This is a genomic window from Mesorhizobium sp. M2C.T.Ca.TU.002.02.1.1 (assembly GCF_003997225.1).
The window spans coordinates 1-3,521 of the sequence record NZ_RZTO01000662.1 but is presented as its reverse complement, the minus strand read 5'-3'; the positions used below and the strand labels follow the sequence as shown (position 1 = coordinate 3,521).

2 protein-coding genes are annotated in these 3,521 nt (G+C 67.4%); both read right to left on the bottom strand.

Translation table 11 applies throughout. From position 1 onward, the window contains the following. The coding region (gene addA, locus EOD07_RS27075) for a double-strand break repair helicase AddA (RefSeq protein ID WP_127237580.1) at nt 1–2,821 on the bottom strand (2,821 nt) is incomplete at its 3' end. Continuing rightward, a partial coding sequence (locus EOD07_RS27070; RefSeq protein WP_206519567.1) for a PD-(D/E)XK nuclease family protein occupies nt 2,818–3,521 on the bottom strand: 704 nt, incomplete at its 5' end. The genes EOD07_RS27070 and addA, both read right to left, overlap by 4 nt.

Sequence of the window (3,521 nt, the reverse complement as noted above, 5' to 3'; positions counted from 1 at the left end):
GTCTTGCCTCGTCGACGCTGGTCAACGCCACCGGCGGCAGTTTCGTCATATGGAAGCGATGCACGGCCACCTCGGCCGTCGCCGGATGCCGCCGCTCGGAACTCTCGGGCGCCCCCAACAGCGCCCGGCTGACGATCGAATGCCAGGTGCCGGTGCTGGGCTGCCGCTTACCGTGATAGCCGCAGACGATCAGCCGGTCCTCGGCACGCGTCATGCCGACATAGAGCAGCCGCCGGTATTCGTCGTCCGCCAGTTCGCGCGCCCGGATCGAAGCCGCCTTCGAGACGCCGTTGGCGACATCGCTGGCCGAGCGCCAAAGATAGCCCTTGCCCCTCCATTGCGTCCCCGAGCTTTCGAACGGCATCAGCCGCGGCAGATGCTGGTCGCTGAACGGCGCCGAGCCGCCATCGACCAGGAAGACCACCGGGGCTTCGAGGCCCTTGGCGGCGTGCACGGTCATGACCCGCACCTCGTCGCGCGTCTGGTCCATCTCGCGTTTGATCTCGGGGCCGGCATTCTCCAGCGTCGACAGGAAGGATTCCAGCCCCGGCAGTCCAGTGCGTTCCTCGGCCAGGCAGAAGCTCAGGAACTCGTCGAGGATGTCGCCGGCCTCCGGCCCAAGCCGCGCCGTCATCTTGCGGCGCAGCCCGTCACGCGCCAGAACGGCGGCGTAGAATTCGAACACCGGCTTGAAGGCCACTTCGGTTGCCCAGTCGTCGAGCCGGCTAACGACAGCGGCAAGGGCCACATCCTCGGCCGCGTGCTGCCGTAGCGAGGCGATCAGCGACTGGCCCTTTGGCCTTTCGCCGGCGAGCGCCAGCAACGTCTCCTCGGCGACCTCGAAGATCGGACTGCGCAGCACCGCGGCCAAGGACAGGTCGTCCTCCGGCTGGATCAGGAAATGCCCGAGCGCGATCAGGTCCTGCACGGCGATATGGCCGGGCAGGCTCAGCCGGTCGGCGCCTGCCACCGGGATCTGCCGGTTCTTCAGGCTGCGCGACAGCGCATGGACGAAGCGGTCGCGCTTGCGTACCAGCACCAGGATGTCGCCGGCGGTCAGCTTCCTGCCCTTGCCTTCGATGAGCTCGCCGTGCTTGAGCCAGGTCTGGATGGTCGTGGCCACATGCTCGGCCACGCGCACGGCGGGCGCGCTGGCGTGGTTGACCGGCAAGGTCCAGTCGTCGGGCTCCTCGACCATTTCGGCGCCGATCGAGGGCCATACCTCGACATAGCCCGGCGCGTCATTGCGGATCGCCTTGTGACTCAGCGGATCGGGATCGTGGCTGATGCCGCGCCTGACACCCGGCTCGGCGAAGACGCGGTCGACCGCGGCCAGCACGTCGTCGCTCGAACGGAAAGACCAGGTGAGCTTGAGATTGGCGAAGGCGGCTTCGGCGTCGCGCACGCGCCCGGCAAACAACAGCCGGCTTTCGGCGAAGGAATCGGGCGCAGCGCCCTGGAAGGAGTAGATCGATTGCTTCTCGTCGCCCACGGCAAAGATCGTGCGCGTTATCGCCTCGCGCTGGCCGAGCCCGGCGAAGAACTCCTCCGTCAGCTTCTTCACCACCTCCCACTGGTCCGGGCTGGTGTCCTGCGCCTCGTCGAGCAGGATATGGTCGATGCCCTGGTCGAGCTTGAACTGCACCCACGGCCCGGCATCGGGCCGCGACAAGAGGCTGACGGTGCGGGTGATGAGGTCGTTGAAGTCGAGGAAGCCCCGCCCGCGCTTCAACTGCTCGTAGCGCGTAATCAGCCAGTCGGCGACGGTCAGCGCCGCCGCTGTCCCTTCGACCATGCGGAACAGCGCCAGCCGGTCGGTCACCTCGAGGATCGCCTTGGCCGCCGCAAGGTAGCGTTCCGGCAGATCCGGCAGCCGGTCGACCAGCGCCTTCTTGAAGATCTTGGGCGGCTCATAGGGGTCGCCATCGGCCTTGAGGAAGGCCTTTGCCAAGAGCCGCAGCCGGCGGATCGGGTCGGCTTCGGCGAATGCGCCTCGTGCGTAAGGGACGACGTTGTTCAGCACCTGTCGCGCGTCGGCGGCTTCGGCGGCGCGCGCGAATTCGGCGAACTGGCCGGGGTCGAAACCTGGCAGCGGCCAGAGCGACGCGGCGATGCCCTCAGCCGTCTGTCCGGGCCTGAAGCCGAATTCGGCGAACAGCGGCCGGAAGTCCCGCTCCTTGCCTAGCTTGGCGATGAAGTCGCGCAGTTCGTCGCGCTTGCCGACGATCTCGCCAAGCAGCGAATCGAGACCGAACTCGCCGCCGCGCTCCAGCACGGTGGCGAAGGCTTCCGCCAGCCCTTCGGCGCCGGCGCCCGCGCCCGAGATCATGTCGCGGCGGGCATCGCCGAACAGCGAGGCCTCCATCTGCGGATCGAGCATCTCGAAATGCGCCGGGATGTTGGCTTCGAGCGGGAACTGGTGCAACACGGATTCGCAGAAGGCGTGGATGGTCTGGATCTTCAGCCCGCCCGGCGTCTCGAGCGCCTCGGCGAACAATCGGCGCGCGCGCCGCATCATGTCGCGGTCGGCGCCGCGGCCGTCCAGCGCCGCGATCCTGACCGCCAGCTCCGCATCGGGCAGCGCCGTCCATTCCGACAGCGTCGAGAACACACGGTTCGACATGTTGGCGGCGGCAGCCCGCGTATAGGTCAGGCACAGGATCTTCGACGGATCGGTGCCGTTGAGCAGCAGCCGGATGACGCGCTGCGCCAGCACATGCGTTTTGCCCGAGCCGGCATTGGCCGACACCCAGGCGGAATAGGCCGGATCGGAAGCGCGCGACTGGCTGGCGGCGGTATCGGAGGGAATCGGATATTTCATCCGTCCGCCTCGTCCTCGCTGGCGCCGCCAGCCGACCATTCGAGCACGCGCGCCAGATGGTCGTAGTCGCCGTCGGCTTCGCCCTCGCGGAAGGGCAGGGCACGCGACAGATAGCCGGTGGTCGGGTCGGCATAGTGGAAGAGCAGCCGCTCCAGCCGCGCCCAGGCTTCCTCGGACAGATCGTTGGCGGTGCGGGGCTTGCGGTTGTATTCGAGGATCGATTCCTCGAACACCTCGCCATTCGGCTTCAGCCGCACGAAGGCAAGCTGCGAGGGCTCGCGGATGCCGAGTTCCTTGAAGGCGCCGCGCCTGAGCAAGGCGCCTTCCAGCGCAAGCTGCGGCGACAAGAGCGTGTGCGCCTGCGCTTTCGAGGGAGAGGAGCCGGTCTTGTAGTCGAGGATATCGGCCATGCCGCCGGCAAGCAGGTCGACGCGGTCGGCATAGCCGGAGAGCGTCACGCCGGTGCGGCCGACCACCGTCTTCTCGGCGCGCTCCTCGGCAAAGCGCTTCGCGACCGCATCGGCGCGGGTATGCTCCCATTCGATGATGTTTTCGGCGAGCTTTTCGAAACGCGGCCACCAGATAGCCTCGATATCCGGCGGAAGCTGTGCCTCGGCAAAGCAAGCGCGGCCGGCTTCGATGAGGCTTGCCAAGGCATTCGGCGCCTTGGGGTCGTCGACCCGCCTCGAGAACAGATGCA